At 63.4% G+C, this 14669-nt stretch carries 10 protein-coding genes; 9 read left to right on the top strand and 1 reads right to left on the bottom strand.

Going from position 1 to position 14669, the window contains the following annotated elements; all coding sequences use genetic code 11:
• The first annotated feature begins 1 nt into the window (after window position 1).
• The 7 genes from EJ076_RS30005 (at window position 2) to EJ076_RS29975 (ending at window position 8799) form a co-directional block, all read left to right on the top strand.
• Window positions 2–1096: an ABC transporter ATP-binding protein gene (locus EJ076_RS30005; protein WP_109659436.1), complete on the top strand. Its 1095-nt coding sequence runs from the start codon at window positions 2–4 to the stop codon at window positions 1094–1096.
• Window positions 1097–1098: 2 nt separating this feature from the next.
• The gene (locus tag EJ076_RS30000) at window positions 1099–2019 is read left to right on the top strand and encodes an ABC transporter permease (protein WP_109659438.1); all 921 of its coding nucleotides are present in this window, start codon (window positions 1099–1101) and stop codon (window positions 2017–2019) included.
• Complete coding sequence (locus tag EJ076_RS29995; protein ID WP_126070300.1) at window positions 2012–2812, top strand: ABC transporter permease; 801 nt, start codon at window positions 2012–2014, stop codon at window positions 2810–2812. The genes EJ076_RS30000 and EJ076_RS29995 overlap by 8 nt, the downstream gene beginning before the upstream one ends.
• Before the next feature lie 22 nt (window positions 2813–2834).
• Entirely contained in the window at window positions 2835–3869 is a 1035-nt protein-coding gene (locus EJ076_RS29990; RefSeq protein ID WP_126070299.1) for an extracellular solute-binding protein, read from the top strand.
• A gap of 64 nt (window positions 3870–3933) precedes the next feature.
• A complete protein-coding gene (locus tag EJ076_RS29985) occupies window positions 3934–5130 on the top strand; it encodes a serine hydrolase (protein WP_126070298.1) in 1197 nt (398 codons plus the stop codon).
• 32 nt (window positions 5131–5162) lie between these two features.
• Window positions 5163–6344, top strand: a complete 1182-nt coding sequence (locus tag EJ076_RS29980; RefSeq protein ID WP_126070297.1) for a serine hydrolase — start codon at window positions 5163–5165, stop codon at window positions 6342–6344.
• A gap of 127 nt (window positions 6345–6471) precedes the next feature.
• Window positions 6472–8799: a Tex family protein gene (locus EJ076_RS29975; RefSeq protein ID WP_126070296.1), complete on the top strand. Its 2328-nt coding sequence runs from the start codon at window positions 6472–6474 to the stop codon at window positions 8797–8799.
• On the opposite strand, the gene EJ076_RS29970 is transcribed toward EJ076_RS29975, so the two are convergent.
• Window positions 8800–9711 carry a LysR family transcriptional regulator gene (locus EJ076_RS29970; protein WP_126070295.1) on the bottom strand — a complete coding sequence of 304 codons (912 nt, stop codon included), beginning with the start codon at window positions 9709–9711 and terminating at the stop codon, window positions 8800–8802.
• Between the two features lie 151 nt (window positions 9712–9862).
• Here EJ076_RS29970 and EJ076_RS29965 point away from each other — a divergent pair, with 151 nt between their 5' ends.
• Together EJ076_RS29965 and EJ076_RS29960 are read left to right on the top strand one after the other, a co-directional pair.
• A complete protein-coding gene (locus EJ076_RS29965) occupies window positions 9863–11059 on the top strand; it encodes an acyl-CoA dehydrogenase (protein WP_109659451.1) in 1197 nt (398 codons plus the stop codon).
• Between the two features lie 250 nt (window positions 11060–11309).
• Window positions 11310–14669 (top strand): transglutaminase family protein, encoded by a 3360-nt coding sequence (locus EJ076_RS29960; protein ID WP_126070294.1) that lies wholly within the window; start codon window positions 11310–11312, stop codon window positions 14667–14669.

Below are 14669 nucleotides of genomic sequence, written 5' to 3'. Positions count from 1 at the left end.
CGTGCCGGACAAACCGGATCGGAATGCGATTGAAGTAGTAAACGTCAGCAAAATTTTCGGGTCAGGTGAGGGGCAAGTCGCTGCCCTCGACACGGTCTCGGTATCCATCCGCGAGAACGAGTTCTTCACGCTGCTGGGGCCATCCGGCTGCGGCAAGACGACGTTGCTCAGGCTGATCGCGGGCTTCGACTTCCCAACCGCTGGTGAAATCCTGCTCTATGGCCAGGACATCGCGCCGCTGCCGCCCTTCAAACGGCCGGTCAACACTGTTTTCCAGTCCTACGCGCTCTTCCCGCACATGACGGTCGCCGACAATATCGGCTTTGGCCTGGAAATGCTGGGCAAGCCGAAGGCGGAGATCAAGGCGCGCGTCGCCGAGATGCTGAAGCTGGTCAAGATGGAGGCACTCGCCGGTCGTCGCACTAGCCAGATCTCCGGCGGCCAGCAGCAGCGCGTGGCGCTGGCGCGGGCGCTCGCACCGCAGCCGAAGGTGCTGCTGCTCGACGAGCCGCTATCGGCGCTCGATTACAAGCTGCGCAAGGAAATGCAGATCGAATTGAAGCGGCTGCAGCACGAGACCGGCATCACCTTCATCTTCGTCACCCACGACCAGGAAGAGGCGCTGACCATGTCGGACCGCATCGCGGTGATGTCGTCGGGCAAGATCCTGCAGGTCGGCTCGCCCTGGGATATTTACGACAAGCCGGCGGAACGCTTCGTCGCCGACTTCATCGGCGAAACCAACTTCCTCACCGCCGCCATATCAGGCATCGGCAACGGCAAGGCGCGCGCGACGCTCAAATCCGGCACGACCATCGAGGCGACCGTTGCCGAAGGCTTCCAGCCCAAGGACAACGCCACCGTGGTGGTGAGGCCCGAGCATGCCAAGCTGACCAACAGCAAGGGCGACTTGTCGGGCACGGTGGAGAACGTCGTCTATTTCGGCACCGATACGCATATCCATGTCCAGCTCGACAGCGGCGAGGACTTCACCGTTCGCCAGCAGAACACACGCAGCGCCGGCTGCGGTTTCGAGCGTGGCGACAAGGTCGGTATCCTGATCGGCAACGATGCCGCGCAAGTGCTGAAGGACTGATCATGGCGACCGCGGAAGAAGTCGCCAAGGCAGCGGAGCGGCGTGATGTGCGTGACCGCTGGCTTCTGTCAGCACCAGCGCTGCTGGTCATTTTCCTCGCCGCGACCGGCCCCCTGCTGATCGTGCTGGTCTACTCGTTCCTGACGCCGGGCTCCTATGGCGACGTGAAGTGGCAGTTCTCGCCGGAAGCCTGGATCGCGGTGTTTCTGGAACGCGATATCTTCGACGATACGCTTTCGGTTGCCGCCGCCCACGTCACCATCTTCCTGCGTTCGATCAAGCTTTCGGTGGTGACAACCATCGCCACCTTGGCGCTTGGCTTCCCGACCGCCTATTTCATGGCGACGCGCAGTGAAAAGACGCGCGATCTCTGGCTGTTCCTGATCACCATTCCGTTCTGGACCAACCTCCTGATCCGCACCTTCGCGGTGCTGCAGATCATCCGCAACGAAGGCATCATCAACACGATCCTGCTCAAACTCGGCATCATCTCGGCGCCGATCCAGATCCTCTACACCGACACGGCGATCCTGATCGGCATGGCCTATGTCTACCTGCCGCTGATGGTGCTGCCGATCTATGCCAGCATGGAGAAGCTCGATTTCCGGCTGGTCGAGGCGGGCTATGATCTCTACGCGACACGCTTCCAGGTGCTGCGGCGGATCATCTTTCCGATGGTCAAGCCCGGCGTGATAGCCGGCTCCATCCTGGTCTTCATTCCGGCACTTGGTGCCTATGTGACGCCGAGCGTGCTGGGCGGCGGCAAGAACATGATGTTGTCCAACCTGATCGAATTGCAGTTCGGGCAGGGCCGCAACTGGCCGCTCGGCTCGGCGCTGTCGATCGCCGTTATGATCATCGTCATGGTGGCGCTGCTTGCCTATGTGCGCAATGCCGGCAAGTCGGGAGTGCGGCATGGCTAAAAACTTTTCCATCAAGCATCAGCCAGGATTCACGGCCATCGCCGCGACCTGTTTTATCGTGCTCTATCTGCCGATCATCGTGCTGGTCATCTATGCCTTCAACGCGGCGAGCTCGACCTCCGAATGGGGCGGGTTTTCGCTCAAATGGTTCCAGTCGGCTTGGCAGAACACGCAGGTCGTCGATGCCACCCTGCGTTCGTTCCAGATCGGCTCGATCGCGGCGGTGCTTTCCACCATCTTCGCCACCATGGCGGCGCTCGCCACCACGCGGACGGCGCCCTATCCCGGCCTCACCTTCAAATATGCGGCAATCAACCAGCCGCTGATGGTGCCCGAGATCGTCACCGGCGTGGCGCTGCTGATCTTCTTTTCGCGCATCAAGATCTTCACCGGCTATTCCGGCATCGGCTATCTGGTCGCCGCGCATACGGCGTTCTGTATTCCCTTCGCCTACCTACCGATCCGGGCGCGGCTTGAGAATATGGACCTAACGCTGGAGCGTGCCGCAGCCGACCTTTACGCGACGCCCTGGAAAACCTTCCGCCGCATCACGCTGCCGCTTCTGTGGCCGGGCATCCTTGCCGGGCTGATGCTGGCCTTCGTCATCTCGCTCGACGATGTCGTCATCACCGAGTTCGTCAAATCGGGCGGCCAGGACACGCTGCCCACCTACATGCTCGGCCAGATCCGCCGCGGCATCACACCCGAGATCAACGCGATATCGACCGCCTTCCTGCTGCTTTCGGTCGCGATCGTCACGTTGTTTTTCTTCGTCAGCAGGAAACGAGACTGAACCGAAAATGGGAGTTAAAACCATGAACTGGAAGACAACAGCAACCGCCATGGGGTTGGCGTTGCTCGCATCGACGAGCCTGGCGCGCGCCGACGGCGAACTGAACATTTACAATTGGGGCAACTACACCAGCCCCGACGTGATCAAGAAGTTCGAGGCCAAATACAACGTCAAGGTGACCATCACCGACTACGATTCCAATGACACCGCGCTGGCCAAGGTTCGCCAGGGCGGCACCGGTTTCGACATCGCCGTGCCGTCGCAGACCTACGTGCCGATCTGGATCAAGGAAGGCCTCGTTCTGGAGACCGATCCGGGCAAGATGGAGAACTTCAAGAATGTGGCGCCGGAATGGGCCAATCCCGATTTCGACCCGGGCCGCAAATACTCGGTGCCGTGGGCTCTGGGCACGGTCGGCGTGGTCGTCAACACCGACGTCTACAAGGGACCGGCCGACAGCTGGGGCATCATCTTCAACACGCCGGATGAGCTGAAGGGCAAGGTCAATGTCGTTCCCGAGATGAATGACGTCATCTTCGCCGCGATCAAATATGTCGGCGGTCAGCAGTGCACCGACGACAAGGCGGTGCTGAAGAAGGTGCGTGACACGCTCGTCGCGGCCAAACCGAACTGGATCGCCATGGAATACAACACCATCGAGAAGATGGGCGCCGGCGACTTCAAGGCAACCAGCGACTGGAATGGTTCGGCGCTGCGCCAGCGGCTGGCCAACCCGGCCATCCACTACAACTATCCGAAGGAAGGCTACGGCCTGTGGAGCGACAACGTCGTCGTCCTGAAGGAAGCCAAGAACGTCGACAACGCCAAGCTGTTCCAGAACTTCATCATGGATCCGGAAAACGCTGCCGGCCTTTCGGCTTTCCATCGCTATGCCAACGCCATCACCGGATCGGACAAGTACATGCCGGCCGACATGAAGGATGCGCCGGAGGTCGTCATTCCGGCCGCCGCGAAGCCACAGGGCGAGTTTCAGAAGATGTGCGCGCCTGAAATCCAGGACATCTACACCAAGATCTGGACCGAACTGCAGAAGTAGTCGCTGCATGACAGACCCGGCAGCATATGCTGCCGGGTCTTTTATTCTCCGGGAATGGCCTCTCATGGACTCCTATCGCAACAGCGATCCGCGGCCGCCGATCATGCAGGGCTCGCCGCCCGCGATGGTGCCGCCGAAGCTCGACTGGGACCGGCCGCCGTGGAACCGCTGGGCGTTCCAGCACATCCGTGAAATTCTGCCGACCGCCGAAGTCTGGCGCGGCAATGGCCATCGCCACCGGTTCGAACGCGCCGAGGTCGATCTCGACGGGCTGTCGGTCGACGACAGCGAGGGCCAGCCGACAACGCTCGCCGGGCTGCTCGACGAAACCTATACGGACGGCTTCCTGGTGCTGAAGGACGGCAAGATTGCCTATGAGCGCTATTTCAACGGCATGAATGACCGCACGCTGCACCTGTCGCAGTCAATGGCGAAGTCCGTCACCGGTTCGGTGTTCGGCATACTGGTCGGGCGCGGCCTGATCGATCCAGCCAAGCCGGTGACCGACTATTTGCCGGAACTCGGCGCGACAGGCTGGGCCAGCGCCAGCGTGCAGCATGTGCTGGACATGACCAGCGGCGTCCGCTTCTCGGAGGAATATACCGACCGCTATTCGGACATTGGCCAGGTCGATGTCGCCACCGGCTGGAAGCCGGTGCCGCCGGACAGCGATCCGGCCTTTCGCTGGCCCTCGAACATGTTCGAGCTGATCCTGGGCTTGAAGGAAACGATCCGCCCGCATGGTGCTCAATTCGAATACCGCTCGATCGAGACCGACGTGCTTGCCTTCATCATGGAACGGGTGACCGGCAAACGGCTGCCGCAACTGGTTTCGGAAGAACTCTGGCAAAAGCTCGGCACGGATGAAAGCGCCTGCTTTACGGTCGACAGCGCCGGCTATGCGGTGGCCGATGGCGGCTTCAACGCGACGCTGCGCGACTACGGCCGCTTTGGCCAGCTGATCCTCGACAATGGTGGCGGTGTCGTGCCGGCCGACTGGATCGAGGCCACGCGCAACGGCACGCATGGACCGGACTTCAGCCCCAGCCTGCCGGAGGGCAGTTATCGCAACCAGTTCTGGATCGAGGACCCGCGCTCACGCGCGCTGATGTGCCGGGGCGTGTTCGGGCAGATGATCCATATCGACTGGAACACAGGAATGGTCATGGTGAAGCTTTCGACCTATCCGGATTTCAGCAATCTCGCCTATTCCACAGCGACGCTGAAGGCCGTGCATGCCATAGCCGCCGCGCTGAGCTGAACCCCACAAGAAACGACCCGGAAGGAAACGCCATGACCGGCAAGACCGCGTTCGAGACCCGGTACGGCTTCCGCCGCAACGAGGTGCTGCTCGCCAACTGGCGCGAGAACCCGTTCAACCGGTGGTCGTTTCAGAATCTCGGCGAACTGGTGCCGACCGCCCGCGTGGCGGCAGCGTCGGGCGTTGTCGAAGTCCCCGTGCGGGACATGGGCGGGCTGCTAGGCGAAAAGGTTTCGGTCGGCAGTGCGCCGGAGACGGTGGCTGAATTTCTCGCACGTTCGAGCACCGACGCGCTGACGGTGATGAAAGGCGGCAAATTCATCGGCGACTGGTTCGCGCCGCACATGGATTTCGGCGCCCGCCACATCATCTTTTCGATCAGCAAGTCGCTGACCGCCATTGTCGCCGGCATCTTGGAAGGCGAGGGGGTGTTCGACCCGGAAGCGCCGGTGACGGCCTACATCCCTGAAGCCGCCGGCTCGGCCTATGGCGACGCGAGCGTGCGGCACGTGCTCGACATGAGCGTCAGCCTCGATTTCGAGGAGGCCTATCTCGATCCAGAGAGCGCCTTCGCCCGCTATCGCCGCGCCACGCTGTGGAATCCAGGCGGCGGCACGGAGAGCCTGCGCGAATTCATCCTGACCTTGCAGCGCCTTGCCGAGCCGCACGGCCAGACCTTCCGCTACCGCTCGCCCAATTCCGACCTGCTCGGCCTGTTGCTCGAACGCGCTTCCGGCCAGCGCTTCGCCGACCTGATGCGCGAGAAACTGTGGCTGCCGCTCGGCGCGCTCAGCGAGGCCTCGATCGGCGTCGACATGGAAGGCACGGCCCGCACCGCCGGCGGCATCTCGGTGACGCCGCGCGATCTGGCGCGTGTCGGCGAGATGATGCGGCAAGGCGGTACGGCCAATGGCCGCCGCATCGTGCCCGAGGCTTGGGTGCGCGACACGACCAGCACCGGCGGCAGTGCGGACGCCTGGCAGCGCGGCGCGATGCTGCCGCTGTTTCCCAAGGGCCGTTACCGCAACAAATGGTACCAGACCGGTTTGCCGAGCGGCGCCTATTGCGGCATCGGTATCCATGGCCAATGGCTGTATGTCGATCCCAAGACCGAAGTTGTGATCGCCAAGATGTCGTCGCAGCCGGAGCCGGTGGACGATCCGCTCGATGTCGAGATCGTCGCTTTCTTCGAGGCGCTGAGCCGGATGGTCTGATCCTAGCCAGGCCACCACATTAGCGTACGCTTTCCTGTGGACCCGCCGGGCTGATCAAAGCGCGGCGGTTGGCGGACCGGACGTCTGCGCTTATGGTCGCCGCTCTTTGGAAAAGAGCAGGAACGACATGGCATCCGATATCAAGCGCATCGCAGCCATCATCGCGGCCGAGATCAGCGCGCGGCCCGAACAGGCGGCGGCGGCGATCGAATTGCTGGATGAAGGCGCGACGGTGCCGTTCGTGGCGCGTTATCGCAAGGAGGTGACCGGCGGGCTGGACGACACGCAATTGCGCGACCTTGCCGAACGGCTTTCCTATCTGCGCGAACTCGATGCGCGCCGCGACACTATCCTTGGCTCCATCCGCGAGCAGGGCAAGCTGACTGCGGAACTCGAGGGCAAGATCGTCGCCGCCACCACCAAGGCGGAACTGGAAGACATCTATCTGCCCTACAAGCCCAAGCGCCGCACCAAGGCCGAAATCGCCAGGGAGCGCGGGCTGGGGCCGCTGGCCGAAGCCATCTTGGCGAACCGCTCATTGGTGCCTGCTGAACTGGCGCTGGCCTATCTGACCGAAGAGGTGGTCGATGCCAAGGCAGCACTTGAGGGCGCGCGCGATATCCTGTCGGAACAATTCGCCGAGAATGCCGATCTGGTCGGCAAATTGCGGACCTACATGAAGGAACGCGCCTTCATGCGGGCCAGGGTGGTCGACGGCAAGCAGGAGGCCGGCGCGAAATTCTCCGATTATTTCGACCATGTCGAGCGCTGGGCGAATGTGCCGAGCCATCGCGCGCTGGCGATGCTGCGCGGCCGCAACGAGGAAGTGCTGTCGCTCGACATCGAGGTCGATGCCGACGACACCTCGCCGGTGAAGCCGGTCGAGCGGATGATCGCCAATGCCTATGCCATCGGCGGCAGCCTGCCGGGCGACCGCTGGCTGATGGAGGTCGCCGGCTGGACCTGGCGCATAAAACTGTCGCTGCACCTGACGCTCGATTTGATGCGCGACCTGCGCGAGCGGGCCGAAGAAGAGGCGATCCATGTCTTTGCCCGCAATCTGAAGGATTTGCTGCTGGCAGCCCCCGCCGGGTCGCGTGCCACGATGGGGCTCGATCCCGGCATCCGCACCGGCGTCAAGGTGGCGGTGGTCGACGGCACCGGCAAGGTGCTGACAACGACGACGGTCTATCCGTTTCCGCCCAGGAACGATGTGCGCGGCACGCAGGCGGAACTGGCCAAGCTCATCCGCCTGCACAAGGTCGAGCTGATTTCGATCGGCAACGGCACCGGCAGCCGCGAGACGGAAAAGCTGGTGGCGGACATGCTGTCCGACATGCCGGCGGACGGTGGCCCGAAGCCGCTCAAGGTGATCGTCAGCGAGGCGGGCGCCTCGGTCTATTCGGCATCGGCGACGGCGGCGGCGGAATTCCCGGGTCTCGACGTGTCGCTGCGCGGCGCCGTGTCGATCGCCCGGCGCCTGCAGGATCCGCTGGCCGAACTGGTCAAGATCGAACCCAAATCGATCGGCGTCGGCCAGTATCAGCATGATGTCGACCAGTACCGGCTCGGCCGCTCGCTGGAAGCGGTGGTCGAGGATGCGGTCAACGCCGTCGGCGTCGACCTCAACACCGCCTCGGCGTCACTGCTGGCGCGCGTCTCCGGCCTTGGCGCATCGCTCGCCGACGCCATCGTTGCGCATCGTGATGCGACCGGTCCCTTCGCCAGCCGGAAGGATTTGCTCAAGGTGCCGCGGCTCGGGCCGCGCGCGTTCGAGCAAAGTGCCGGCTTCCTGCGCATTGCCAATGGCAGCGAGCCGCTCGATGCCTCGTCGGTGCATCCGGAAGCCTATGGCGTGGCGAAGGAGATCGTCGCCGCCTGCGGGCGCGATGTGCGCTCGTTGATGGGCGACAGTGCCGCGCTCAAGGCGCTCGATCCGCGCGTCTTCGTCGATGAGCGTTTCGGCCTGCCGACGGTGCGCGACATCCTGGCGGAGCTGGAAAAGCCTGGCCGCGACCCGCGTCCCGGCTTCAAGACGGCGACCTTCGCCGACGGCATCGACGACATCAAGGATCTGAAGCCCGGCATGCTGCTGGAAGGCACCGTCACCAATGTCGCTGCCTTCGGCGCCTTCGTCGATATCGGAGTGCACCAGGACGGTTTGGTGCATGTCTCGCAACTGGCCGATCGCTTCATCAAGGATGCGCATGAGGTGGTCAAGGCGGGCGACGTGGTCAAGGTGCGCGTCGTCGACGTCGACATCAAGCGCAAGCGCATAGCGCTTTCCATGCGCAAGGATGGCGGCGAAGGCGGCGCATCGAAGGGCGGCGGGCCTCGCGACAATGGTGGCGGCAGGCCAGCGCCACGCTCGTCGGCGCCACAGCGCCAACCGGAACGGCCGGCGCAGCAAGGCGCGTTCGGTGCTGCCTTGGCGGATGCCTTGAAGCGGAAGTAGCTACCACGCCAGAACAGCCGGCTCCTTCTCAACCTGGCCCAGCAGCCAGTCGCGAAAGCTGGCGACCGGCGGATGGCCGCGCTTGTCGTGCGGGACGACAAGATAATAGGCGCTGCGGCTTTGCATGGGCTGGCCGGGCGCCGGCACCAACTGGCCGCGCTGCAATTCGCCTGCGATGAGGATCAACGGCAGCAGTGCGACGCCGAGCCCGGCCATGCAAGCCTGGGCAGCGGTGCCGAACTGTTCGAACTGCATGCCCGGTCCGGTCGGCGCGCTCAAGCCCTGATGCTCGAACCATTCAGTCCAGGCGCCAGGGCGTGTCGCCATGTGCAGCAGCGGCAAGCGGCCGATATCGGCCGGTGTGGCGATGGCGCGGCCGGCGAGGAATTCGGGTGACACGACCGGGGCCACCGTTTCGCGCACCAGCAGTGTCGAGTCGGCCTCCGGCCAGTCCGGCAGCCCGTAGTGGATGGCGGCATCCAACCTCTCCCTAGCGAAGTCGAAGCGACCGACGCGGGTGACGAAGTTGATGGTGATATCGGGATTGTTTTCGACGAAATCGGGGATCATCGGCATCAGCCAGCGCGTGCCGAAGGTCGGCAATATGGCTAGGTTCAGGATGCCATTATGCCGATTGCTCATCAATCCAAGGGCTGCGTCACGCAACTGCCCAAGCGCTGAACGCACCGCCTCGACGTAGATTTCGCCCGATGTCGACAGCCTGACATTGCGGCTGTCGCGTTCGAACAGCCGGCGGCCGAACTGATCTTCTAACAATCTGATCTGCCGGCTAACCGCGCCCTGGGTCAGATCGAGCTCCTGGGCGGCGGCGGTGAAACTGCCGAGCCGGGCCACCGCCTCGAAGGCGGCAAGGGCGCTGATGTTGGGCAAAAGGCGGCGCTGGACACTCATGATCCATTACTAACGCTCATTGATCGGTGAAGCAATTTCGTTTGATTTTTTCGGGGCGCAGGCCGATAAGCCGGGCCAAGATTTTGCTTCATGCATGTCATCCCAAACCGCTGACACTTTTGGGCGACATACATTGGTTTGGGAGAACGCCATGGCCGCCGACAAGAATGCATTCGTCTGGGAAGACCCGTTCCTGATCGAGGACCAGCTTTCGGAAGACGAGCGCATGGTGCGTGACGGCGCGGCGGCCTTTGCCGCCGACAAGCTGGCGCCTCGGATCGAGGACGCCTATCTCAACGAGACCTTCGACACCGCGATCTTCCGCGAAATGGGCGAGGCCGGCCTGCTCGGCATCAACATCCCCGAGGAATTCGGTGGGCTTGGCGCCAACTACGTCACCTATGGACTGGTGGCGCGCGAAGTGGAGCGCGTCGATTCCGGCTATCGCTCGATGATGTCAGTGCAGTCGTCGCTGGTGATGTATCCGATCTACGCTTATGGCTCGGACGAGCAGCGCAAGAAGTACCTGCCCAAGCTCGCCAGTGGCGAGTGGATCGGCTGTTTCGGCCTGACCGAGCCGGATGCCGGCTCCGACCCGGGTGGCATGAAGACGCGCGCCGAGAAGACCGCCAACGGCTACAGGCTCTCCGGCTCGAAGATGTGGATTTCCAACGCGCCGGTCGCCGATGTGTTCGTCGTCTGGGCGAAGTTGAAAGGCGAAAACGGCAAGGACGAGATTCGTGGCTTCGTGCTGGAAAAGGGCATGAAAGGGCTTTCGGCGCCGAAGATCGGTGGCAAGCTGTCGCTGCGGGCTTCCATCACCGGCGAAGTGGTGATGGAAGGCGTCGAGGTCGGCGAGGATGCGCTGCTGCCCAACGCCAAGGGCCTCGGCGGACCGTTCGGCTGCCTCAACCGGGCCCGCTACGGCATTTCCTGGGGCTCGATGGGTGCGGCGGAAGATTGCTGGCATCGTGCCCGCCAGTATGGCCTCGACCGCAAACAGTTCGGCAAGCCGCTGGCCGGCACGCAGCTTTACCAGAAGAAGCTCGCCGACATGCAGACCGAGATTGCGCTCGCGCTGCAGGCATCCTTGCGCGTCGGGCGGTTGCTGGATGAAGGCAAGATGGCGCCGGAAATGATCTCGATCGTCAAGCGCAACAATTGCGGCAAGGCGCTCGACATCGCCCGCCAGGCCCGCGACATGCATGGTGGCAACGGCATCCAGATCGGCTACCACGTGATGCGCCATGCGCAGAACCTGGAGACGGTCAACACCTATGAGGGCACGCATGACGTGCACGCGCTGATCCTGGGACGGGCGCAGACTGGCATCCAGGCGTTCTTCTAAGCTGTGTCGATATTCAGGTGAGGCCGGCCTGCAAACGGTGGCTTCCTGCGCTTCCGGTGCTCACGTACGAAAAGTACGCTCCGCTCCGGTTCTCGGAATCCACCATTTTCGACTCGGCCTGAGCTGAATCTCAACACACCTTAAGCCGGCAACCGTTGCTTAATTAGGTGCACCGCAACATCTCTGCTTGGAGAATGGCCGCCAGATGTGTCAGGGTTCGGCGGATTGAAACGCCGACTTCCGGGGCACCATGGCAATTCTGGCAGCCGTCTATCACCTGACCCACTACAAATACGATCGGCCGGTGGTTCTCGGCCCCCAGATCATCAGGCTGCAGCCGGCGCCGCATTCCCGCACCAAGGTGCTCAGCCATTCGCTCAAGGTCGAGCCGGCGAACCATTTCGTCAATCTGCAGCAGGACCCCTACGGCAACTTCCTTGCCCGTTTTGTTTTTCCGGAGCCGGTGACCGAGCTGAAGATCGAGGTCGACCTCGTTGCCGACATGACGGTCTACAATCCGTTCGATTTCTTCGTCGAGCCATTGGCCGAGACGTTTCCGTTCGAGTACCCGGAAGAGATACGCGACGATCTGACGATCTACCGGACGCCCGAGCCGGCGGGGCCGCTGCTGTCGGCCTTCCTGAAAACCATCGACACCAGCCCGAAGAACACCGTCAATTTCCTCGTCGACCTCAATGCCCGACTGCAGCGCGAGATCGCCTATATCGTGCGCATGGAAACCGGTGTGTTCTCGCCGGAGGAAACACTGGCTGCCGCCAAGGGATCGTGCCGGGATTCGAGCTGGCTGCTGGTGCAGATCCTGCGCAATCTCGGCATCGCCGCGCGCTTCGTCTCCGGCTACCTGATCCAGCTCAAGCCCGACCTCGTCGCGCTCGACGGCCCGCCGGGAACCGCGGTGGATTTCACCGACCTGCATGCCTGGTGCGAGGTCTATCTTCCCGGGGCCGGCTGGATCGGCTTCGATCCGACATCGGGTCTGCTCACCGGCGAAAGCCATGTGCCGCTGGCGGCGACGCCGCATTTCCGCAATGCGGCACCGATTTCCGGCATGGCGAGCTTTGCCAATGTCGAATTCGGCTTCGAGATGCGAGTCGATCGCATCGCCGAACATCCGCGCATCACCAAGCCATTCTCGGATGAAAGTTGGCAGGCGCTCGACGCGCTCGGCAACAAGGTGGATGCCGCGCTTGCGGCCGGCGATGTGCGGCTGACCATGGGCGGCGAGCCGACCTTCGTGTCGATCGACGATTTCGAGTCGGCCGAATGGAACACCGCCGCCGTCGGCCCGACCAAGCGCGAAAAGGCTGATGAACTGATCCGAAAACTGCGTGAGCGCTTTGCGCCGGGAGGCTTTCTCCACTACGGCCAAGGCAAATGGTATCCGGGCGAAAGCCTGCCGCGCTGGACCTTCTCGCTCTACTGGCGCGCCGATGGCCAGCCGGTGTGGAGCGACCCGTCGCTGATCGCCCGCGAAAAGAGCGAGGCTGATATCGGCCCGAAACAGGCCGAAAGCCTGCTGACCGCGATTGCCGGTGAACTCGGCATCGACAAGACCATGGTCAGCGAAGCCTATGAGGATCCGGCCGAGTGGCTGCTCAAGGAAGGCAAGCTGCCGGACAATGTTGATCCCTCTAACTCCAAGCTGGAGGACCCCGAAGAACGCAGCCGCATGGCAAAAGTCTTCGAACGCGGGCTGACCAAACCGTCCGGCTATGTGCTGCCGGTGCAGCGCTGGAACAGCCAGGCGTCGGGGCCGCGCTGGCGCTCGGAAAAATGGAAGACGCGGCGCGGCCGGCTGTTCCTGGTGCCCGGCGATTCACCCGTCGGCTACCGCTTGCCACTCGGCACGTTGCCCTATGTACCGCCGGCACAATTCCCTTACATCGTGCCGGTCGATCCGTCGCTGCCGCGCGGCCCGTTGCCCGCGCGCGAAGCCATACTGCCCTCCGCTGCTCCGGCCGAACTGGAAGGCGCCGATGAGATGGCGCGCCGCCAGCAGGCGGTGTCCTTCACGGCGGCGACCGGCCAGCAGGACCGGGTCGAGCAGGAGATCACCGAGATCGGCGGCGCCGTGCGCACCGCACTTTCGGTCGAGCCGCGTGATGGGCGGCTGTGCGTGTTCATGCCGCCGGTCGAGGCGCTGGAAGACTATTTGGAACTGGTTGCGGCGGCCGAGAACGCGGCAAAGGCGATCGGTCTTCCCGTGCATATCGAGGGCTATGGCCCGCCGCACGATCCACGTCTCAACGTCATCCGCGTGGCGCCCGACCCCGGCGTCATCGAGGTCAACATCCATCCGGCGTCCAATTGGCAGGATTGCGTGGCGACGACGACGGCGATCTACGAAGAGGCGCGGCAGACGCGGCTTGGAGCCGACAAGTTCATGATCGATGGCCGTCACACCGGCACCGGCGGCGGCAACCATGTCGTGGTCGGCGGCGCGACGCCCAATGACAGTCCGTTCCTGCGCCGGCCGGACCTGTTGAAGAGCCTGGTGCTGCAATGGCAGCGGCGTCCCTCGCTGTCCTACCTGTTCTCGGGCCTGTTCATCGGCCCAACCAGCCAGGCGCCGCGCTTCGACGAGGCGCGTCACGATTCGCTCTACGAACTCGAGATCGCGATGGCGCAGGTGCCGCATCCGGACCAGGGCGCGGCACCCTTGCCCTGGTTGGTCGACCGGCTGTTCCGCAATTTGTTGACCGACGTCACCGGGAATACGCACCGTTCGGAAATCTGCATCGACAAGCTGTTCTCGCCGGACGGACCGACCGGCCGGCTGGGGTTGGTCGAGTTCCGCGGCTTCGAGATGCCGCCCAACGCGCGCATGAGCCTCGCGCAGCAACTGCTTGTTAGGGCGATCATTGCCCGCGCGTGGAAGAGCCCGCTCGACGGCCGCTTCGTGCGCTGGGGCACGTCGCTGCACGACCGCTTCATGCTGCCGCATTATGTCTGGGCCGATTTCCTCGACGTGCTCGACGACCTCAAGCTCAATGGTTTCGAATTCAGGCCCGAATGGTTCGACGCCCAGCTCGAATTCCGCTTCCCGTTCTGCGGCGAGGTTCAGCATGCCGGCATCAAGCTGGAACTGCGGCAGGCGCTCGAACCCTGGCATGTCATGGGCGAACAGGGCGCGATCGGCGGCACCGTGCGCTTCGTCGATTCCTCGGTCGAACGGCTGCAGGTCAAGACTGAAGGGCTGAACCCGGAGCGCCATGCGGTCGTCTGCAACGGCCGTATCGTGCCGATGAAGGTGACGGACAACCGCGAAGTGGCGGTGGCGGGCGTCCGCTTCAAGGCCTGGCAACCGGCATCGGGCCTGCATCCGGCGCTGCCGGTCAACACGCCGCTGGTGTTCGATATCTATGACCGCTGGTCGGGCCGTGCGGTCGGCGGCTGCGTCTACCATGTCGCTCATCCCGGCGGGCGCAATTACGATACCTTTCCGGTCAATGGCAACGAGGCGGAAGCTCGGCGGCTCGCCCGCTTCGAACCGCGCGGCCATACGCCATCCGCCTATGTGATCCATGAGGAACAACCGGCGGAAGATTTCCCGATGACCCTTGACCTTCGGCGGCCGGCAAGACTCTGA

Source organism: Mesorhizobium sp. M7D.F.Ca.US.005.01.1.1 (assembly GCF_003952545.1).
GTDB lineage: Bacteria > Pseudomonadota > Alphaproteobacteria > Rhizobiales > Rhizobiaceae > Mesorhizobium > Mesorhizobium loti.
The sequence above is the reverse complement of the archived record's forward strand: the minus strand, read 5'-3'. Positions and strand labels throughout refer to the sequence as shown.

Coding starts and splice junctions, on each gene's coding strand:
- EJ076_RS30000 (WP_109659438.1), top strand. CDS start 1,099: ATGGCGACCGCGGAAGAAGTCGCCAAGGCAGCGGAGCGGCGTGATGTG.
- EJ076_RS29995 (WP_126070300.1), top strand. CDS start 2,012: ATGGCTAAAAACTTTTCCATCAAGCATCAGCCAGGATTCACGGCCATC.
- EJ076_RS29990 (WP_126070299.1), top strand. CDS start 2,835: ATGAACTGGAAGACAACAGCAACCGCCATGGGGTTGGCGTTGCTCGCA.
- EJ076_RS29985 (WP_126070298.1), top strand. CDS start 3,934: ATGGACTCCTATCGCAACAGCGATCCGCGGCCGCCGATCATGCAGGGC.
- EJ076_RS29980 (WP_126070297.1), top strand. CDS start 5,163: ATGACCGGCAAGACCGCGTTCGAGACCCGGTACGGCTTCCGCCGCAAC.
- EJ076_RS29975 (WP_126070296.1), top strand. CDS start 6,472: ATGGCATCCGATATCAAGCGCATCGCAGCCATCATCGCGGCCGAGATC.
- EJ076_RS29970 (WP_126070295.1), bottom strand. CDS start 9,711: ATGAGTGTCCAGCGCCGCCTTTTGCCCAACATCAGCGCCCTTGCCGCC.
- EJ076_RS29965 (WP_109659451.1), top strand. CDS start 9,863: ATGGCCGCCGACAAGAATGCATTCGTCTGGGAAGACCCGTTCCTGATC.
- EJ076_RS29960 (WP_126070294.1), top strand. CDS start 11,310: ATGGCAATTCTGGCAGCCGTCTATCACCTGACCCACTACAAATACGAT.